General features: G+C 68.5%; 16 protein-coding genes. 6 read left to right on the top strand and 10 right to left on the bottom strand.

What is annotated here, in order from left to right; all coding sequences use genetic code 11:
* The first annotated feature begins 16 nt into the window (after window positions 1-16).
* The 4 genes from L0977_RS16995 to L0977_RS16980 are packed head-to-tail and all read left to right on the top strand — an operon-like array spanning window position 17 to window position 3,714.
* On the top strand, window positions 17-541 hold the full coding sequence (locus L0977_RS16995; protein WP_234266048.1) for a TRAP transporter small permease: 525 nt from the start codon (window positions 17-19) through the stop codon (window positions 539-541).
* Window positions 542-558: 17 nt separating this feature from the next.
* Window positions 559-1,818 carry a TRAP transporter large permease gene (locus L0977_RS16990; protein WP_234266047.1) on the top strand — a complete coding sequence of 420 codons (1,260 nt, stop codon included), beginning with the start codon at window positions 559-561 and terminating at the stop codon, window positions 1,816-1,818.
* Window positions 1,819-1,858: 40 nt separating this feature from the next.
* On the top strand, window positions 1,859-2,713 hold the full coding sequence (locus L0977_RS16985; RefSeq protein ID WP_234266046.1) for a transketolase: 855 nt from the start codon (window positions 1,859-1,861) through the stop codon (window positions 2,711-2,713).
* The gene (locus tag L0977_RS16980) at window positions 2,710-3,714 is read left to right on the top strand and encodes a transketolase family protein (RefSeq protein ID WP_234266045.1); all 1,005 of its coding nucleotides are present in this window, start codon (window positions 2,710-2,712) and stop codon (window positions 3,712-3,714) included. The genes L0977_RS16985 and L0977_RS16980 overlap by 4 nt, the downstream gene beginning before the upstream one ends.
* A 15-nt stretch (window positions 3,715-3,729) precedes the next feature.
* Here the strand turns inward: L0977_RS16980 and L0977_RS16975 are convergent, their stop codons facing one another.
* Window positions 3,730-4,626 carry a LysR family transcriptional regulator ArgP gene (locus L0977_RS16975; RefSeq protein WP_234266044.1) on the bottom strand — a complete coding sequence of 299 codons (897 nt, stop codon included), beginning with the start codon at window positions 4,624-4,626 and terminating at the stop codon, window positions 3,730-3,732.
* 74 nt (window positions 4,627-4,700) lie between these two features.
* Here L0977_RS16975 and L0977_RS16970 point away from each other — a divergent pair, with 74 nt between their 5' ends.
* Window positions 4,701-5,345, top strand: a complete 645-nt coding sequence (locus tag L0977_RS16970) for a LysE/ArgO family amino acid transporter (protein WP_234266043.1) — start codon at window positions 4,701-4,703, stop codon at window positions 5,343-5,345.
* 142 nt (window positions 5,346-5,487) lie between these two features.
* Entirely contained in the window at window positions 5,488-6,129 is a 642-nt protein-coding gene (locus L0977_RS16965) for an FMN-binding negative transcriptional regulator (protein WP_234266042.1), read from the top strand.
* Between the two features lie 66 nt (window positions 6,130-6,195).
* On the opposite strand, the gene L0977_RS16960 is transcribed toward L0977_RS16965, so the two are convergent.
* The 9 genes from L0977_RS16960 to L0977_RS16920 all read right to left on the bottom strand — a co-directional run bounded on the left by L0977_RS16960 (window position 6,196) and on the right by L0977_RS16920 (window position 14,068).
* Window positions 6,196-7,023: an SDR family NAD(P)-dependent oxidoreductase gene (locus L0977_RS16960; RefSeq protein WP_234266041.1), complete on the bottom strand. Its 828-nt coding sequence runs from the start codon at window positions 7,021-7,023 to the stop codon at window positions 6,196-6,198.
* A gap of 27 nt (window positions 7,024-7,050) precedes the next feature.
* Window positions 7,051-7,782, bottom strand: a complete 732-nt coding sequence (locus tag L0977_RS16955; RefSeq protein ID WP_234266040.1) for an SDR family NAD(P)-dependent oxidoreductase — start codon at window positions 7,780-7,782, stop codon at window positions 7,051-7,053.
* Window positions 7,783-7,812: 30 nt separating this feature from the next.
* Window positions 7,813-9,126: a TRAP transporter large permease gene (locus L0977_RS16950; RefSeq protein WP_234266039.1), complete on the bottom strand. Its 1,314-nt coding sequence runs from the start codon at window positions 9,124-9,126 to the stop codon at window positions 7,813-7,815.
* Between the two features lies 1 nt (window position 9,127).
* On the bottom strand, window positions 9,128-9,640 hold the full coding sequence (locus tag L0977_RS16945; RefSeq protein WP_234266038.1) for a TRAP transporter small permease: 513 nt from the start codon (window positions 9,638-9,640) through the stop codon (window positions 9,128-9,130).
* 69 nt (window positions 9,641-9,709) lie between these two features.
* Window positions 9,710-10,783 carry a TRAP transporter substrate-binding protein DctP gene (dctP, locus tag L0977_RS16940; protein WP_234266037.1) on the bottom strand — a complete coding sequence of 358 codons (1,074 nt, stop codon included), beginning with the start codon at window positions 10,781-10,783 and terminating at the stop codon, window positions 9,710-9,712.
* Between the two features lie 106 nt (window positions 10,784-10,889).
* Window positions 10,890-11,618 carry an SDR family oxidoreductase gene (locus L0977_RS16935; RefSeq protein WP_234266036.1) on the bottom strand — a complete coding sequence of 243 codons (729 nt, stop codon included), beginning with the start codon at window positions 11,616-11,618 and terminating at the stop codon, window positions 10,890-10,892.
* 11 nt (window positions 11,619-11,629) lie between these two features.
* Window positions 11,630-12,565 carry an NAD-dependent epimerase/dehydratase family protein gene (locus L0977_RS16930; RefSeq protein WP_234266035.1) on the bottom strand — a complete coding sequence of 312 codons (936 nt, stop codon included), beginning with the start codon at window positions 12,563-12,565 and terminating at the stop codon, window positions 11,630-11,632.
* A gap of 109 nt (window positions 12,566-12,674) precedes the next feature.
* Complete coding sequence (locus L0977_RS16925; RefSeq protein ID WP_234266034.1) at window positions 12,675-13,625, bottom strand: LysR family transcriptional regulator; 951 nt, start codon at window positions 13,623-13,625, stop codon at window positions 12,675-12,677.
* A gap of 44 nt (window positions 13,626-13,669) precedes the next feature.
* A complete protein-coding gene (locus tag L0977_RS16920; protein ID WP_234266033.1) occupies window positions 13,670-14,068 on the bottom strand; it encodes an NIPSNAP family protein in 399 nt (132 codons plus the stop codon).
* Between the last annotated feature and the right edge of the window lie 128 nt (window positions 14,069-14,196).

The following is a 14,196-nucleotide window of genomic DNA, read 5'->3' as shown; positions in this document are numbered from 1 at the left end:
GCCCTCTGGAGCCCCCATGCAAACCGCACAACGCAACCCCCTGGAAAACGCCATCGTGGCCATCTGCAGCCTGGTGCTGTGGCTGACCACGGGGGTGATCTTCCTGATCCTCACCGCCAACACCGTGCTGCGCTACATCAGCGGGTCGAGCCTGCAATGGGCCAACGAGCTGCCCGAACTGCTGTTCCCCTGGCTGGTGATGGCGGGTGTGGTGCTGGCGGCCGAAAAGGGCGCGCACATCGCCACCGTGTTCCTGGTGGAAGCCGTGCCGCCCGCTGCACGCCGCGTCATCGGCGTGCTGGGCTGGCTGGTCGTGGCCGGGCTCTACGGCACGCTGGCCTGGTCCACCTATTCCATGCTGGAGATCGTGCACGACGAGAAGTCGCCGATCCTGCAGGTGCCCGGCTCGGTCACCTACGGCTGCGTCATGGCCGGCATGGTGATGCTGGCCCTGCTGGCACTGCAGTCCGCATGGCGCGCGTTCCGCTCGGACGGCAGCCTCCCGGCCGCGTCGATCGCCCCCCAGGAAGTCCACTGGTAACCCCTTCGGAGCCCGTTATGAGCGCCCTCATTCTTCTGGTCTTCCTCGCCGGCGCTGTCGCCGCCGTGCCCATCGCGCATGCGCTGCTGATCGCCGCCATGGCCGCTGCCGCCAGCAGCGACCGCGTCCCGCTCGATCTGCTGGTGCAGCAGATGGTGGCGCAGGTGCAGAGCTTCCCGCTGATCGCCATTCCCTTCTTCATGCTCACCGGCGCGCTCATGATGGGCGGCCGCCTCGGCCAGGCCATCATCGGTGTGCTGACCGCCACCGTGGGCCGCTGGCACGGCGGGCCGGCGCAGGTCAACGTGCTGTCGTCCACGATGTTCGGCGGGGTCTCGGGTTCTGCCGTGGCGGACGCCTCGGCCATCGGCGCCCTGGTCATGCCCTGGCACCGCAAGCTGCGCTACCCGATGGCCTTCTCGGCTGCGTCGCTGGCCTCGGCGGCCACCATCGACATCATCATCCCGCCCTCGATTCCGCTGATCCTGTTTGCGCTGAGTGCCAACGCGTCGATCGCGGCGCTGTTCTTCGCCGGCGTGCTGCCCGGTCTGCTGCTGTGTGGTGGCTTCATGTTCGCCTGCTGGTGGGTGGGCAAGCGGCGCAACCTGCCGCGCGAAACCGCTCCGCCCGACCGCGCCGCGTTCCGCCGCAACCTCTGGCACTCGGCCCCGGCCCTGGCGCTGCCCGTGCTGATCGTGGTCTTCCTGCGCTTCGGTTTTGCCACCCCCACCGAAGTGGCGATCCTCTCCACGCTCTACGCCGGCCTGGTCTCGGCCCTGATGTACCGCGACCTGAGCCTCAAGCGGCTGCACCACGCGGTGCTGGAAGCTGGCCTGGCCACCGGGGTGGTGCTGCTGGTGATCATGGCCTCGGCCGCCATCGGCTGGCTGCTAACCTTCGACCAGATGCCCCAGCACATCGCCCAGTGGGTGCAGGAGAACGTGCATGCCAAGTGGATGGTGATCCTGCTGATGAACCTGATGATGCTGTTCATCGGCATGTTCCTGGACCTGCCCGCGGCGGTGCTGCTGCTCACGCCGGTGTTCCTGCCCATGGCCCAGAGCATCGGCATGGACCCGATCCAGCTCGGGATCATGATGGTGGTCAACCTGGCCATCGGTCTCTACACCCCACCTGTGGGCACCACACTGTTTATCACCAGCTCGCTGGCCCGGGTCAAGGTGGGCGAAACCGTGCGCGCCATGGGCCCCTTCTATCTGGTGGCCTTCCTCGTGCTGGCCATCGTGTCCTACGTGCCCGCCGCCATCCTGCGCTGACCCCGGCGCAACCCCTTTAGCTTTCACACAGGAGATTTCCATGACTTCCGCCGCAGACAAACTGCCGGCGCTGGCCCGGTGCGCCCATCGCATCCGCCGCTACGCCGTCCGCATGGGTGAGGTTCAGGGCCAGGGCTACATCGGCCAGGCGCTGGGCTGGGCCGACGTGCTGGCCGTGGCTTATGGCCACGCCCTCAACCTGCAACCGCAGAACCCGGAATGGGAAGGCCGCGACCGCTTCCTGCTCTCGCACGGCCACTACGCCATTGCGCACTACGCGGCCCTCATCGAAGCCGGTGTGATCCCGCAGGAAGAGCTGGAAAGCTACGGCAGCGACGACAGCCGCCTGCCCATGAGCGGCATGGCCACCTACACGCCGGGCATGGAAATCTCCGGCGGTTCGCTGGGCCAGGGCCTGATCATCGGCGTGGGCATGGCGCTGGGCCTCAAGCAGAAGAAGAACCCCGCCTTCGTCTACAACTCCATGAGCGACGGCGAGCTGGACGAAGGCTCGACCTGGGAAGCCGCCATGTCGGCCGCGCACCACCAGCTGGACAACCTGATCTGCCTGGTCGACATCAACAACCAGCAGGCCGACGGCCCCAGCAGCAAGATCCTGGGCTTCGAGCCGCTGGCCGACAAATGGGCCGCGTTCGGCTGGCATGTGCAGCGCATCGACGGCAACGACCTGGCCGCCGTGCTGGCCGCCTTCGACACCGCGCGCCATTTGAAGGAAGCCAAGCCGCGCGTGATCCTGTTCAACACGCTGATGGGCAAGGGCGTGCCCTTTCTCGAAACGCGCGACAAGAACCACTTCATCCGCGTCGATCCGCCCGAGTGGCAGCAGGCCCTCGCCATCCTCGACCAGAACGCCCCCGAAGGAGCCGCCGCATGAACACCGCCGTCGAAAAGAAACCGCGCCTGACCACCTCCGCCATGATCGCCTCCATCGCGGGCGAAGGGCAGCGCGTCAAGGCCGCTCCGTTCGGCAAGGCCCTGGTCGAACTGGCCGCGAACCGGCCCGAGATCGTGGGCATGACCGCCGACCTGGCCAAGTACACCGACCTGCACCTGTTCGCGCAGGCCTACCCCGAGCGCTTCTACCAGATGGGCATGGCCGAGCAGCTGCTGATGGGCGCGGCCGGCGGCATGGCCAAGGAAGGCCTGATCCCCTTCGCCACCACCTACGCGGTGTTCGGCACACGCCGTGCCTACGACTTCATCCACCAGGTGATCGCCGAAGAGAACCTGAACGTGAAGATGTGCCTGGCCCTGCCTGGCCTGACCACCGGCTACGGCCCCAGCCACCAGGCCACCGAAGACGTCGCGATGATGCGCGGCATCCCGGGCCTGACCATCATCGACCCCTGCGATGCACTCGACATCGAACAGGCCGTGCCGCAGATGGCCGCGCACAACGGCCCGGTCTACATGCGCCTGCTGCGTGGCAACGTGCCGCTGGTGCTGGACGAATACGACTACAGCTTCGAGCTGGGCAAGGCCAAACGCCTGGTGGATGGCGACGAGGTGCTGATCATCTCCAGCGGCTTCATGACCATGCGCTCGCTGGAAGTGGCCAAGGCGCTGCAGGCCGACAACATCGGTGTCGCCGTGCTGCACTGCCCGACCATCAAGCCGCTGGACGAGGTGACCATCCTCGCCGAAGTGCTGCGCAAGCCGCGCCTGGTGGTGGTGGCCGAGAACCATTCGGTGGTGGGCGGTCTGGGCGAGGCGGTGGCCAGTGCCCTGCTGCAGAACGGCGTGGCGCCAGCGAAGTTCCGCCTGGCCGGCCTGCCCGACGCCTACCTGGACGCCGGCGCCCTGCCCACGCTGCACGACCGCTACGGCATCAGCACCGAGGTGCTGAGCCAGCGCGTGAAGGGCTGGCTGGGCTGAACGCCCGCACTCCGTTCAGGCGGGCTGCAAACCCGCCCGCGCCGCCGCCACGATCTGCCGCGTCAACCCGTCGAGCACACCCGACGCGGCACGTGCTGTCTGCCAGTGCAGCGGCACGTCCAGTGGCGTGCCCGGCACCAGTTCGACCAGCGAGCCATCGGCCAGTTGCTGTGCGATCATGACCTCGGGGAACATGCCCCAGCCCATGCCAGCCTGCGCCGCGACCACGAAAGCCTGGGGTGACGGCAGCGTGTGGCGCGGCAGCTCCACATGCCGGTGGCACAGCCGGCGCACCCAGTGCGCCTGCAATTCGTCCTTGGTGTTGAACAGCAGGCTGGGCGCCAGCGCCAGGCTGCCCGCGCCCACACCAGCGGCGAAGTGCCGGCCGATGAAGGCCGGGCTGGCCGCCGCCAGGTAGCGCATGATCCCCAGCGGGCGGCTGTTGCAGCCGGTGGCCGGCCGGGCAGCGCTGGTCACGGCGGCCACCACGGCGCCGGTGCGCAGGCGCTCGGCCGTGTGGTCCTGGTCGTCCACGCTCAGTTCCACCAGCACCGGCGCGTTGGCCGCGAAGGCGGCCAGCGCGGGCGCGAACCAGGTGGCCAGGCTGTCGGCGTTGACGGCCACCGGCAGCGGTACCCGCGTCGGCCCGTCGGCCACCAGCGTCGGGAGGGTGTCGGTCAGCTCCTGTTCCAGCAGGCGCACGCGGTCCATGTGCTGGCACATGCGCCGGCCGGTTTCGGTAGGCCGACAGGGCTGGCCCCGCACCACCAGCGCGCAGCCCACGCGCTCCTCCAGCAGGCGGATGCGCTGCGACACCGCCGAGGGCGTGACGTGCAGCGCACGGGCCGCACGGTCGAAGCTGCCTTCGCGCACCACGGCGGCCAGGGCGTTGAGAGCGGCGTAGTCGATCATCAATACAGTTTTTCTAATTTCAATGAAGCAAAGACAGTTTGCCTTTATTGATGGCGAGCGGCAACATGGCGGTCATGACCACCCCTGCCCTCGCCCAGGCCATGCCCGCTTTTGTCCAGGGCCTGCTGCTCTGCTTCGGACTGATCGTCGCCATCGGCGCGCAGAACGCCTTTGTGCTGCGCCAGGGCCTGCGGCGCGAGCACGTGGCGCCGGTGGTGCTGTTCTGTGCGCTGGCCGACGCGGTGCTGATCTCGGCCGGCGTGCTGGGCATGGCCCAGGCGCTGGGCGCCAGCCCGGTGCTGGCCCGGTCGCTTGCGCTGGCTGGTGCGGCCTTTCTGGCCTGGTACGGCTGGCAGGCGCTGCGCCGGGTGTCGCACGCCGGGCAGCTGCAGGCGGCCGAAGGGGGGGCTGGTTTGAGCCGGGGCGCGGTGCTTGCCCAGGCGGCCGCCTTCACCCTGCTCAATCCGCACGTCTACCTGGACACGGTGATGCTGATGGGCAGCATCGGCGCCCAGCAGCCGCCCGGTCTGCGCGGCTGGTTCGTGGCCGGATCGAGCACGGCCAGCCTGGTCTGGTTCTGCGGGCTGGGTTTCGGGGCTCGCTGGCTGGCGCCGCTGTTCCGCAATCCCCGCGCCTGGCAGGTTCTGGACGGCCTGATCGGTCTGACCATGTGGGTGATGGCCGCGCTGCTGCTGCGGCATGCGCTGCGAAGCTTCTGACCGCTGCCGACATGGCTGCCACCCGGGCGCCTGATCGGCCCATTCGAGGCCCCGTCTGGCCGGATGGTGACCTCTCCCACCGAGCACAGCGCGCGCACAATGCGCTGCACCGACGCACGGCGTCTTCGCCCCCTGAAACCCCATGTACCTGCCCGCCGCTTTCGAAGAACGCCGCCCCGAAGTCCTGCATGCCCTCATCGCCGCGCACCCGCTGGGCACGCTGGTGACGCACGGCCCCGAGGGGCTGGACGCCAACCACCTGCCTTTTGAACTCGATACCGCGCAGGGGTCGCACGGCACGCTGCGCGCCCACGTGGCGCGCGCCAACCCAGTGTGGCAACAGGCGGCCGACACCGCCGTGCTGGTGATCTTCCAGGCCGCGGGCGGCTACATCTCGCCCAACTGGTACCCCAGCAAGCCCGAACACCACCGCCATGTGCCGACCTGGAACTACCAGGTGGTGCACGCGCACGGCGTGCTCCGCATCCATCACGATGAACGCTTTCTGCGCGGGCTGGTCGGTCGCCTGACGCGCGAGCACGAGGCGCGCTCGCAGCAGCCCAGACCCTGGCGGATGGGCGACGCCCCGAGCGACTACATCGCCGGCATGCTGCAGGCCATCGTCGGGGTGGAGATCGACATCACCCGCCTGGTGGGCAAATTCAAGCTCGGCCAGAACCGGGAAGCGCGCGACCGGCTGGGCGCGGCCGACGGTCTGGAACGGCTAGGCGCGAATGCCCTGGCCCATGCCATGCAGAGCGCCGGCCCGACAACGGACGACTGAGGGTGGTCATCGGCAACCCGTCACACCGGAGGGCAGCAGCGCCGGGCCGCCCCGGGCCTGCGCGGCTCAGGCGGCCGACGCCCCCACCGGCGGCTTGCCGGGGCGGCCCGGGATCATGCACAGCATGTGGTCCGCCACGCCACCGTCCACCACCAGGTTCATCCCGTTGACGTAGGACGCGGCTTCGCTGGTCAGGTAGGCCACCGCCTGGCCGATGTCGTCGGGGCGACCGATGCGGCCCAGCGGCACCAGGGCCTCGCGCTGCAGCCGCGTCGCATCGTCCTGGTACACCGCCTCGGTCAGCGGCGTGCGGATCATGCCGGGGCAGACGCTGTTGGTGCGGATACCGTCCGGCCCCCACTCCTGCGCCAGCTGGCGGCAGAGCATCACCAGCGCCGCCTTGGCGGGCGAATAGGCGCCGTAACCCGGGTGCGGATGCAAGCCCGACATGGACGCCACCGCCGTGATGCTGCCGCGGGTGCGCAGCAGCGACTCGCGCGCCGCGCGCGCCAGCAGCCAGACCGCGCGCGTGTTGAGCTGGAAGGTCAGGTCCCACTGCTCGACCGGCAGGTCCGCCAGCCGGCCCGGCCCCGAGGCGCCGGCCACACAGACCAGGGCCGACAGGTCGCCACCCTGGGCCAGTGCCTGCGCCACCAGGGCATCGCACTGCGCGGGGTCGGTCACGTCACCGGCCACGCCGTGGGCGTCGACGCCGGCCGTGCGCAGCTCGGCCACCAGCCGGTCCAGGCGCTCGCCCGCCCGCGAACTGGCGACGCTCAGGCGCAGCGGGCTACCGGCGCGGCGGGCGCGCTCGGCCAGCGCCTCGCAAATGCCCAGGCCGATGCCGCCGGTGGCCCCCGTCACCAGGATGTGTTCGGTTGTGCTGTCTTGCATGTGATGAGGTTCCCTGCGGTGCTGCGTTCAATGCATGTAGAGGCCGCCGTTGACGTCGATGGTGCAGCCCTGCACATGGCGGGCGTCGTCGCTGGCCAGGAAGGCGATCACGTTGGCCACGTCGCGCGGCTGCCCGATGATGGTGCCTTCGGGGTAGTCGTGGCCCGAGATGAGCGGTGTGTCGATCACGCCCGGCGCCACACCGTTGACGTTGATGCCGTGCCCCATGCAGGCCTTGGCCAGCGCATAGGTCATGGACAGCACGCCGCCCTTGGAGGCCACGTAGTCCACGCCCGAGGCCACGCCGCCGATGCGCGCGGCCACCGAGGCGATGTTGACGATCTTGCCGCTGCGCTGGCGCTTCATCTGCAGAATGGCCGAGCGCGCGCACAGGTAGGAACCCTTGAGGTTGATGTCCATCACCCGTTCCCACTTCTGCGCGTCCAGTTCCTCGACCGGCAGGTAGGTGCAGACGCCGGCACCGTTGACCAGCACGTCGACGCGGCCGAAGCGTTCGGCGACGAAAGCGAACATCGCCTCGATCTGGTCCGGGCGCGCCACATCCAGTTGGTACGGCAGGCAGGTGCAGCCGGTGGCCGCGGCCACGTCCTGCGCGACCTCGGTGGCACCGGCCAGGTTGAGGTCGGCCAGCAACAGGCCCTGGGCGCCGCGCTCGGCGAGCACGCGGGCGGTTTCCTTGCCGATGCCGCTGCCGGCGCCGGTGATGACGGCGTACCGGCCTTCAAAGGGGAGGTTCATGATGGGTCAGAAAAGAAGGATGGAGGCAGCTCACTGCTTCATGTGCGCCACGATGCCGGTGGCGATTTCGGGGTAGGCGATGATCAGGCCCAGCACCACCAGCATCGCGATCACGAAGGGGATGCTGCTGGCAAAGATCTCGGTCAGCGGGCCGGCGCGGGCGCCGTCCATGCGGGTGCGCAGGCCGTGCATCACGAACAGGTTCATGCCCACGGGCGGGGTGATGAGCGAGAGTTCGACCAGGATCACGGCCAGGATGCCGAACCACACCAGGTCCACCTGCGCGGCGTGCAGAATGGGCAGCAGGATCGGCAGCGTGCACACGATCATGGCCATGCTCTCCATGAACATGCCCAGCACGATGTAGATCAGCGCGATGCACAGGATCAGCTCGATCTGCGACAGGCCCAGACCCCCGATCCAGTTGGAGATCGCCGCCGGCACACCGCCGAGCGAGAGCACGAACTGCAGCAGGAAGGCGCTGACCACCACCAGCAGCACCATGCTGGTGGTCGACGCGGTCGCCAGGAAGGTCTCGCTGAGCATGCGCCGGTTGACCCGGCCCTTGAGCAGCGCCAGCAGGAACGCCCCCACCGAGCCGAAGCCCGCGGCCTCGGTCGGCGTGGCCACGCCGGCATAGATGGTGCCCATGACCATGCCCAGCAGGAACAGCACCGGCAGCACGGCCGTCAGCCCGCGCAGGCGCTCGCCCCAGGTGAAGCGGGTCTCCAGCTTCGGGGCCCGCTGCGGCGAGACCAGCGCGACGCCGAAGATCACCAGCATGAAGGCGGCCATCATCAGCAGGCCGGGCACGATGCCGGCCATGTAGAGCTGGGCGATGGACACCTCGGCCATGATGGCGTAGATGATCATGATCACGCTCGGCGGGATCAGGATGCCCAGCGTGCCGCCGGCGGTGATCGACCCCATGGCCAGCTTTTCGTCGTAGCCGTGGCGGCGCATTTCCGGCAGGGCGACGGCGCCGATGGTCGACGTGGTGGCCACGCTGGAGCCGCAGATGGACGCGAACAGCCCGCTGGCCAGCACGTTGGTGTGCAGCAGCCCGCCGGGCACGCGGCCCATCCATTTGCTCAGGATGGCATACAGCTCCTCGGTCACGCCGCTGCGCAGCAACAGCTCGCCCATCAGGATGAACAGGGGCACGACGATCATGCCGCTGTTGCTGATGTTGTTCCACGGGATCTGGCCGAAGAAGCCCCAGATCTCGCCGATGTGCAGCGCGCCCGCGATGGCGGCCGTCAGCCCCAGCGAGCTGGCGATGTGAAAGCTCAGCAGGAAGCAACCGATGAGCGCGAACAGGGTGGTAACGACAATGGCGGCCATCTCAGATGCCTCCCTCTTCGGCAATGGGCTCCGGGCGCGTCATGGCCACCAGGGTGGTCAGCAGCGCCGTGACGGCAAACACCACAAAACCCACGGTCGACACCGCCTGCGGGATGTAGAGCTGCATCTCGATGATGGACTGCGGCACGGTGGAGCCCATGTCGTAGGACTCCATGGTCAGCAGGTAGGACGAATAGGCCAGTATCCAGGCGAACACGGTCAGCCCGGCCAGCGCCAGCACGCCGAACCAGCGCTTGACCGGCACCGGCAGCAGCGGCAGCAGCACGTCGGAGCGCACATGGGCGCCGGTGACGACCCCCTGGGCCAGCGCCCAGGTGGCGCCCAGCGAGAGGCAGAACGCGGCGATCTGGTCGGAAACGCCGGTGAAGGGGCCTCCCAGCGTGCGGCTGAGCGCGTCGCCGCTCATGTAGAACGCCAGCAGCAAAAACAGCAGGCCGCTGATCCAGGCCATGCCGCGGGCCAGATGCGACATCAGTTGGTGGAGGACATGCACGGGAAGCCTCTTGTCTCTTGTTATGGGAAGAAGGCGTGCGCCGCGCCACAAGCGCGGCGCACCCTGTGCTCAGCTCAGCTTGTAGCCCACGATGGGCGAGAGAAACTCGTTGAACGCCGGCTTGGCGCGCGCACCGGCCCGACCGGCCCACCACGGCAGGATGTCTTCCCGAGAAATACGGGAGAGCTGCGGCACCCACTCGGGCTTGGCCTCCTTGGTCAGGACCATGCCCTTTTCCAGCGCGTAGGCAAAGCCGAGCTGGTCGTTGTCGCTGCCCAGCTTCCAGCCGAGGTCGCTGAACTCCTTGTAGACGTCGGTGAAGATGCTGCGGAACTCCGCCGGCACCTTGGCCAGGCCACGCGTGCCGATCACCACGTACGAACCCATGGGCGGGATGTTCACGTTGGTCATGTACTTGGTGACTTCCCACAGGCTGCTGGCCTTGACGTGTTCGGTGCCGGTGATGGCGCCGTCGATCACGCCGCGCTGCAGCGACGGGTACACGTCCGCCGTGGTCATGCTCACCGGCTCGGCGCCCAGCGCAGTCAGGAAGCGCGCCTGGGCCGGGGCGAAGACGCGGATCTTGCGGCCCTTGAAGGCGTCCAGCGTCTCCAGCGGGAACTTGGTGTACATGAACATCGTGGACCAGCAGAACGAGCCGACGATCTTGCCGCCCATGGCCGCTTCGTTCTTGCTCACCACGTTTTCGGTCCAGGCGTCGTAGAGCCGGCGCGACTGCTGGAAGCTCGTGGAGATGCCCGGCAGATCGCAGGCCTCGATCATCGGGAAGTCACCGGCCACGTAGCCCGGCAGGATTTCGGCCATGTCGATCACGCCCGACTTCAGCACGCGCAGCATCTCGGTACCGCCCAGACCCAGCTCGCCGATGGTGGTGACCTCGATCTCGACCTTGCCCTGGCTGCGCGCCTTGACTTGCTCCTGCAACCACAGCCACTTTTTGTAGGACTCGCCGTTGCGGTGCTGGATCACCGCCTTGAGGGTGACGGGCTTGGCCTGGGCCAGCGCGGGCAGCGACAGGCCCGCGGACACGCCGGCGGCCATGGCCACGCCGGCACCGGTGCGCAGGAACGTCCGGCGGGAGCCTTGCTGCGGCTGGTGCACGGAAGGGGAAACGGTTTTCATCTTGGACTCCTCTGGGTGGAAAAACGGCTCGTCGGGGAGCCATCGGTTGGCCGCCCTGCAGTGTCTGCAAGGCGGGCAATGCAAAAGCGCGCGCCGCCGGAGCGGCTCAGTAGGTGGCGCGGCCGCCGGACAGGTCGTAGGTAGAGCCGGTGGAAAACGAACACTCGTCCGAACTCAGCCAGGCCACGAGGTTGGCCACTTCCTGCGGCTGCCCGGGACGCCCCATGGGAATCTTGGCCAGCACCGTGGCCAGGAGTTCGGGCGTCATCTGATCGATCAGCGGCGTGTGGATCACAGCCGGGGCGATGGCGTTGACACGGATCGGTGTGGTGGCCAGCTCCTTGCCCATCGACTTGGTCAGTGCGATCACACCGGCCTTGGCCACCGAGTAGGCACTCTGCTGCGCATTGCCTTCCTTTCCCGCGATGGAGGCGATGTTGACGATGCGCCCGAAGCCCGAGCGCAGCATCGGTGCCACCACCGCGCGGCAGCAAAGAAAGGCGCTGTGCAGGTTGATGGAGAGCGTGCGCTGCCAGTCCTGCACCGGGTATTCGTGCACGGGCAGCGAAGGCCCGGTCACGCCCACGCCGTGCACCAGCACGTCCAGCCGGCCGAAGTGCGCCTCCGTGCGGCGCATCGCGTCCTGCACGCGGTGTTCGTCGGTGAGGTCCGCCGCCACCGCCAGGCTGCCCGGCAGCTCCTCGCTCAGGGCCTGCACGGCCGCCGCATCGAGGTCGAGCAGCGCCAGGCGCATGCCGTCGCGCGCCAGCCGTTGCGCGATGGCACGGCCGATCCCGCCCGCCGCGCCGGCGATCACCGCCACGCGGTTGTCCATGGCCGCGCCGCTCACGCGAGGGCCCCGCTGCCGCTGCGGTCCAGCGCCTGCGCGGGCTGGCCCTGGTAGAAGCGCACGGTGGCTTTCAGGCCGTCGGCCAGCGAGGTGCGCACCGTGTCGGGGAAGTGCTCGCGCAGGCCGGCTTCGTCCTGTCCCACGGCAATCGGCAGCGCCGGCCCTTCACTGGACAGGCGGGCCTCCGGCACGATGGCACGGATGCCGTCGATCACGTCGTCCACCGAGGCTTCTTCGCCCACCAAGTTGAACACGTGCGCGCCCTGGTGACGCCGCACGGCGGCCTGCACGAACAGCGCGGCGGCGTCTTCCACGTACACCATGCCGCAGCGGCCGCTGAAGGGCAGCACATAGGCTTCGCCCCGGGCGGCGGCCCGGCAGGCCAGGCTGGGTCCGGCGCTCAGGCCGGTGTCGCGCCCCGGGCCGTAGACCACGAAGGGACGGAAACCCACACTGCCGACGCCGGCGTCGTGCCAGTAGGCGCGGGCCGAGCCTTCGCAGGCCAGCTTGAACGCACCGTAGTGGGTTTCGGGCCAGGGCTGCTGGCTGTCGTGCCGGCCGAACACGCCGGCCGTGCTGGCGTAGGCAATGGAGCCGATGCCCTGCTGGCGTGCCGCTTCAAACACGTTGAGCGTGCCGATGAGGTTGATCTCGGCGCCGCGCACCGGCGACCGTTGACAGGCCGGCGTGAGCACACCGGCGAGATGGATGATGGCGTCGCAGTCCTGGGCGGCGATCCCGACGTCCTGCGCCTTGCGCACGTCGCCGACCACCCAGACCATGTCGCGGGCCAGCCGCTGGCCGGCGATCTCCGCCACTTTGCTGCGGTCGCCGACGACGTCGAAAACCAGGGGTTCATGCCCGGCTTCCGCCAGTTGCCTGACGACCCAGGCACCCAGGAAGCCGCTGCCTCCAGTGACCAGTACCCTCATGTTGCTCCTCGAATGATTGTTGTGAAACGCAGGGTGTCTTTCATTCTAGGAACGGGTCATCGGCCGCAACAGACAGCCACCGCAAACATGGAGTTTGCGTTTCGCAAAGTCAGGGGCTGGTGTCCGAGCGCAGGCTGCTGCCCTCCAGAAACAGCTCCTGGACCAGACCACGCAACCAGCGGTGACCGGCGTCGTGGTGGAAGCGTTCGTGCCAGTACTGCTTGACCGTGAACGGCGGCACCGGCACCGGGCAAGGGAACAGGTTCAGGCCGAAACTGCGCGCCAGCGAATGGCCGGTCCGGCTGGGCATGGTCGCGATCAGGTCGCTCGACGACACGATGGCCGGCACACCCAGGTACACCGGCATTTCCAGAAACACCTTGCGCCGGATCTGCGCCCGCTCCAGGGCGGCCGCGAGCATGCGGTGGCCGGTGCCGAGGCTGATTTCGATGTGGCCTTCGCGCGCATAGGCCTCGCAGTCGAGCCGATTGCGCACGCGCGGGTGTTCGGGGTTGACCAGGCAGACCCAGACCTGGTCGAACAGCGCCTGCTGATAGAAGCCGGTGTCCAGTTCGGGGACCAGGCCGATGGCGAGATCGGCTTCGCCACTTTCCAGCAGCGTGCCGGCGTCGGGCCCGAGCTTGATCACCTCCAACTGCACCTGGGGAGCGAGGCGGCGCAGGCTCGCCAGCACATGCGGCAGCAGTGTCAGCATGCCGCCATCGGTGATGCAGACGCGGAACACGCGGTCGGCGGACAACGGGTCGAACGGCTGGGGTTCGGCATTGAGTGAACGCAGCACGCGCAGGGCTTCGCGTACCGAGGGCATCAGTTGCTCGGCACGCGGCGTGGGCAGCATGCCGCTGGGCGTTCTGACGAACAGCGGGTCTTTCAGCGCATCGCGCAACTGGTTGAGCCAGATGCTGACCGTGGGCGCGCTTTGCCCCAGTTGCTCCGCAGCCCGCGCCAGCCGGCGCGTGCTGTAGAGCACCTCCAAAAAACGCAGCAGCTTGACGTCCAGCAGCGCGTCGTCGAGCGGGTGTCTGTCCGCGCGTTTCATCGGCGAGGGACCTGTGAGCGCCACACGCGATACGGCCGCGCGGGTCAGACGGCGGACGTGGGCGGCAGCGGCACCCAGCCGGGCATGGGCACCGCGCGCACGAGCCGCGTCTCCTGCGCGGTGATCAGGTGGGCCGAAGCCTGCAGGTAGGCCGGAAAGTCGGGGTGGGCATCGCGGGCACGGCTGCGGCGCTCGTAGTCGGCGAAGTCTTCGTAGGCCCACAGGTGCAGGAACTGGTTCTGCGTGCCCACCACGCTGGTGTAGAAACCCACGGGATGCGCCAGCGTCTGCATCAGGATCGGCATGGCCAGGCGGTTGAAGACCTCCAGGAACTCCGGCATCTTGCGGAAAGCGATGGTGTAGACCCGGTGGTCCACCAGGGGGCGGCTCAGGCTGCTGGCGGCGCTGACAGGCCAGGCCAGGGGGGTTGGGGTCGGGTTCATGCGATTACTCCTGCCGTGTCGGCGATGTGGTTGCCCGTGAGGAAACCGAAAGTCATGTTGGGCCCGTGGGTGATGCCCGCACCCGGGTAGTTGCCCCCCATCATGCTGGCACGGTCGTTGCCCACGGC

Source organism: Hydrogenophaga sp. NFH-34 (genome assembly GCF_021401345.1).
GTDB lineage: Bacteria > Pseudomonadota > Gammaproteobacteria > Burkholderiales > Burkholderiaceae_C > Hydrogenophaga > Hydrogenophaga electricum.
The sequence above is the reverse complement of the archived record's forward strand: the minus strand, read 5'-3'. Positions and strand labels throughout refer to the sequence as shown.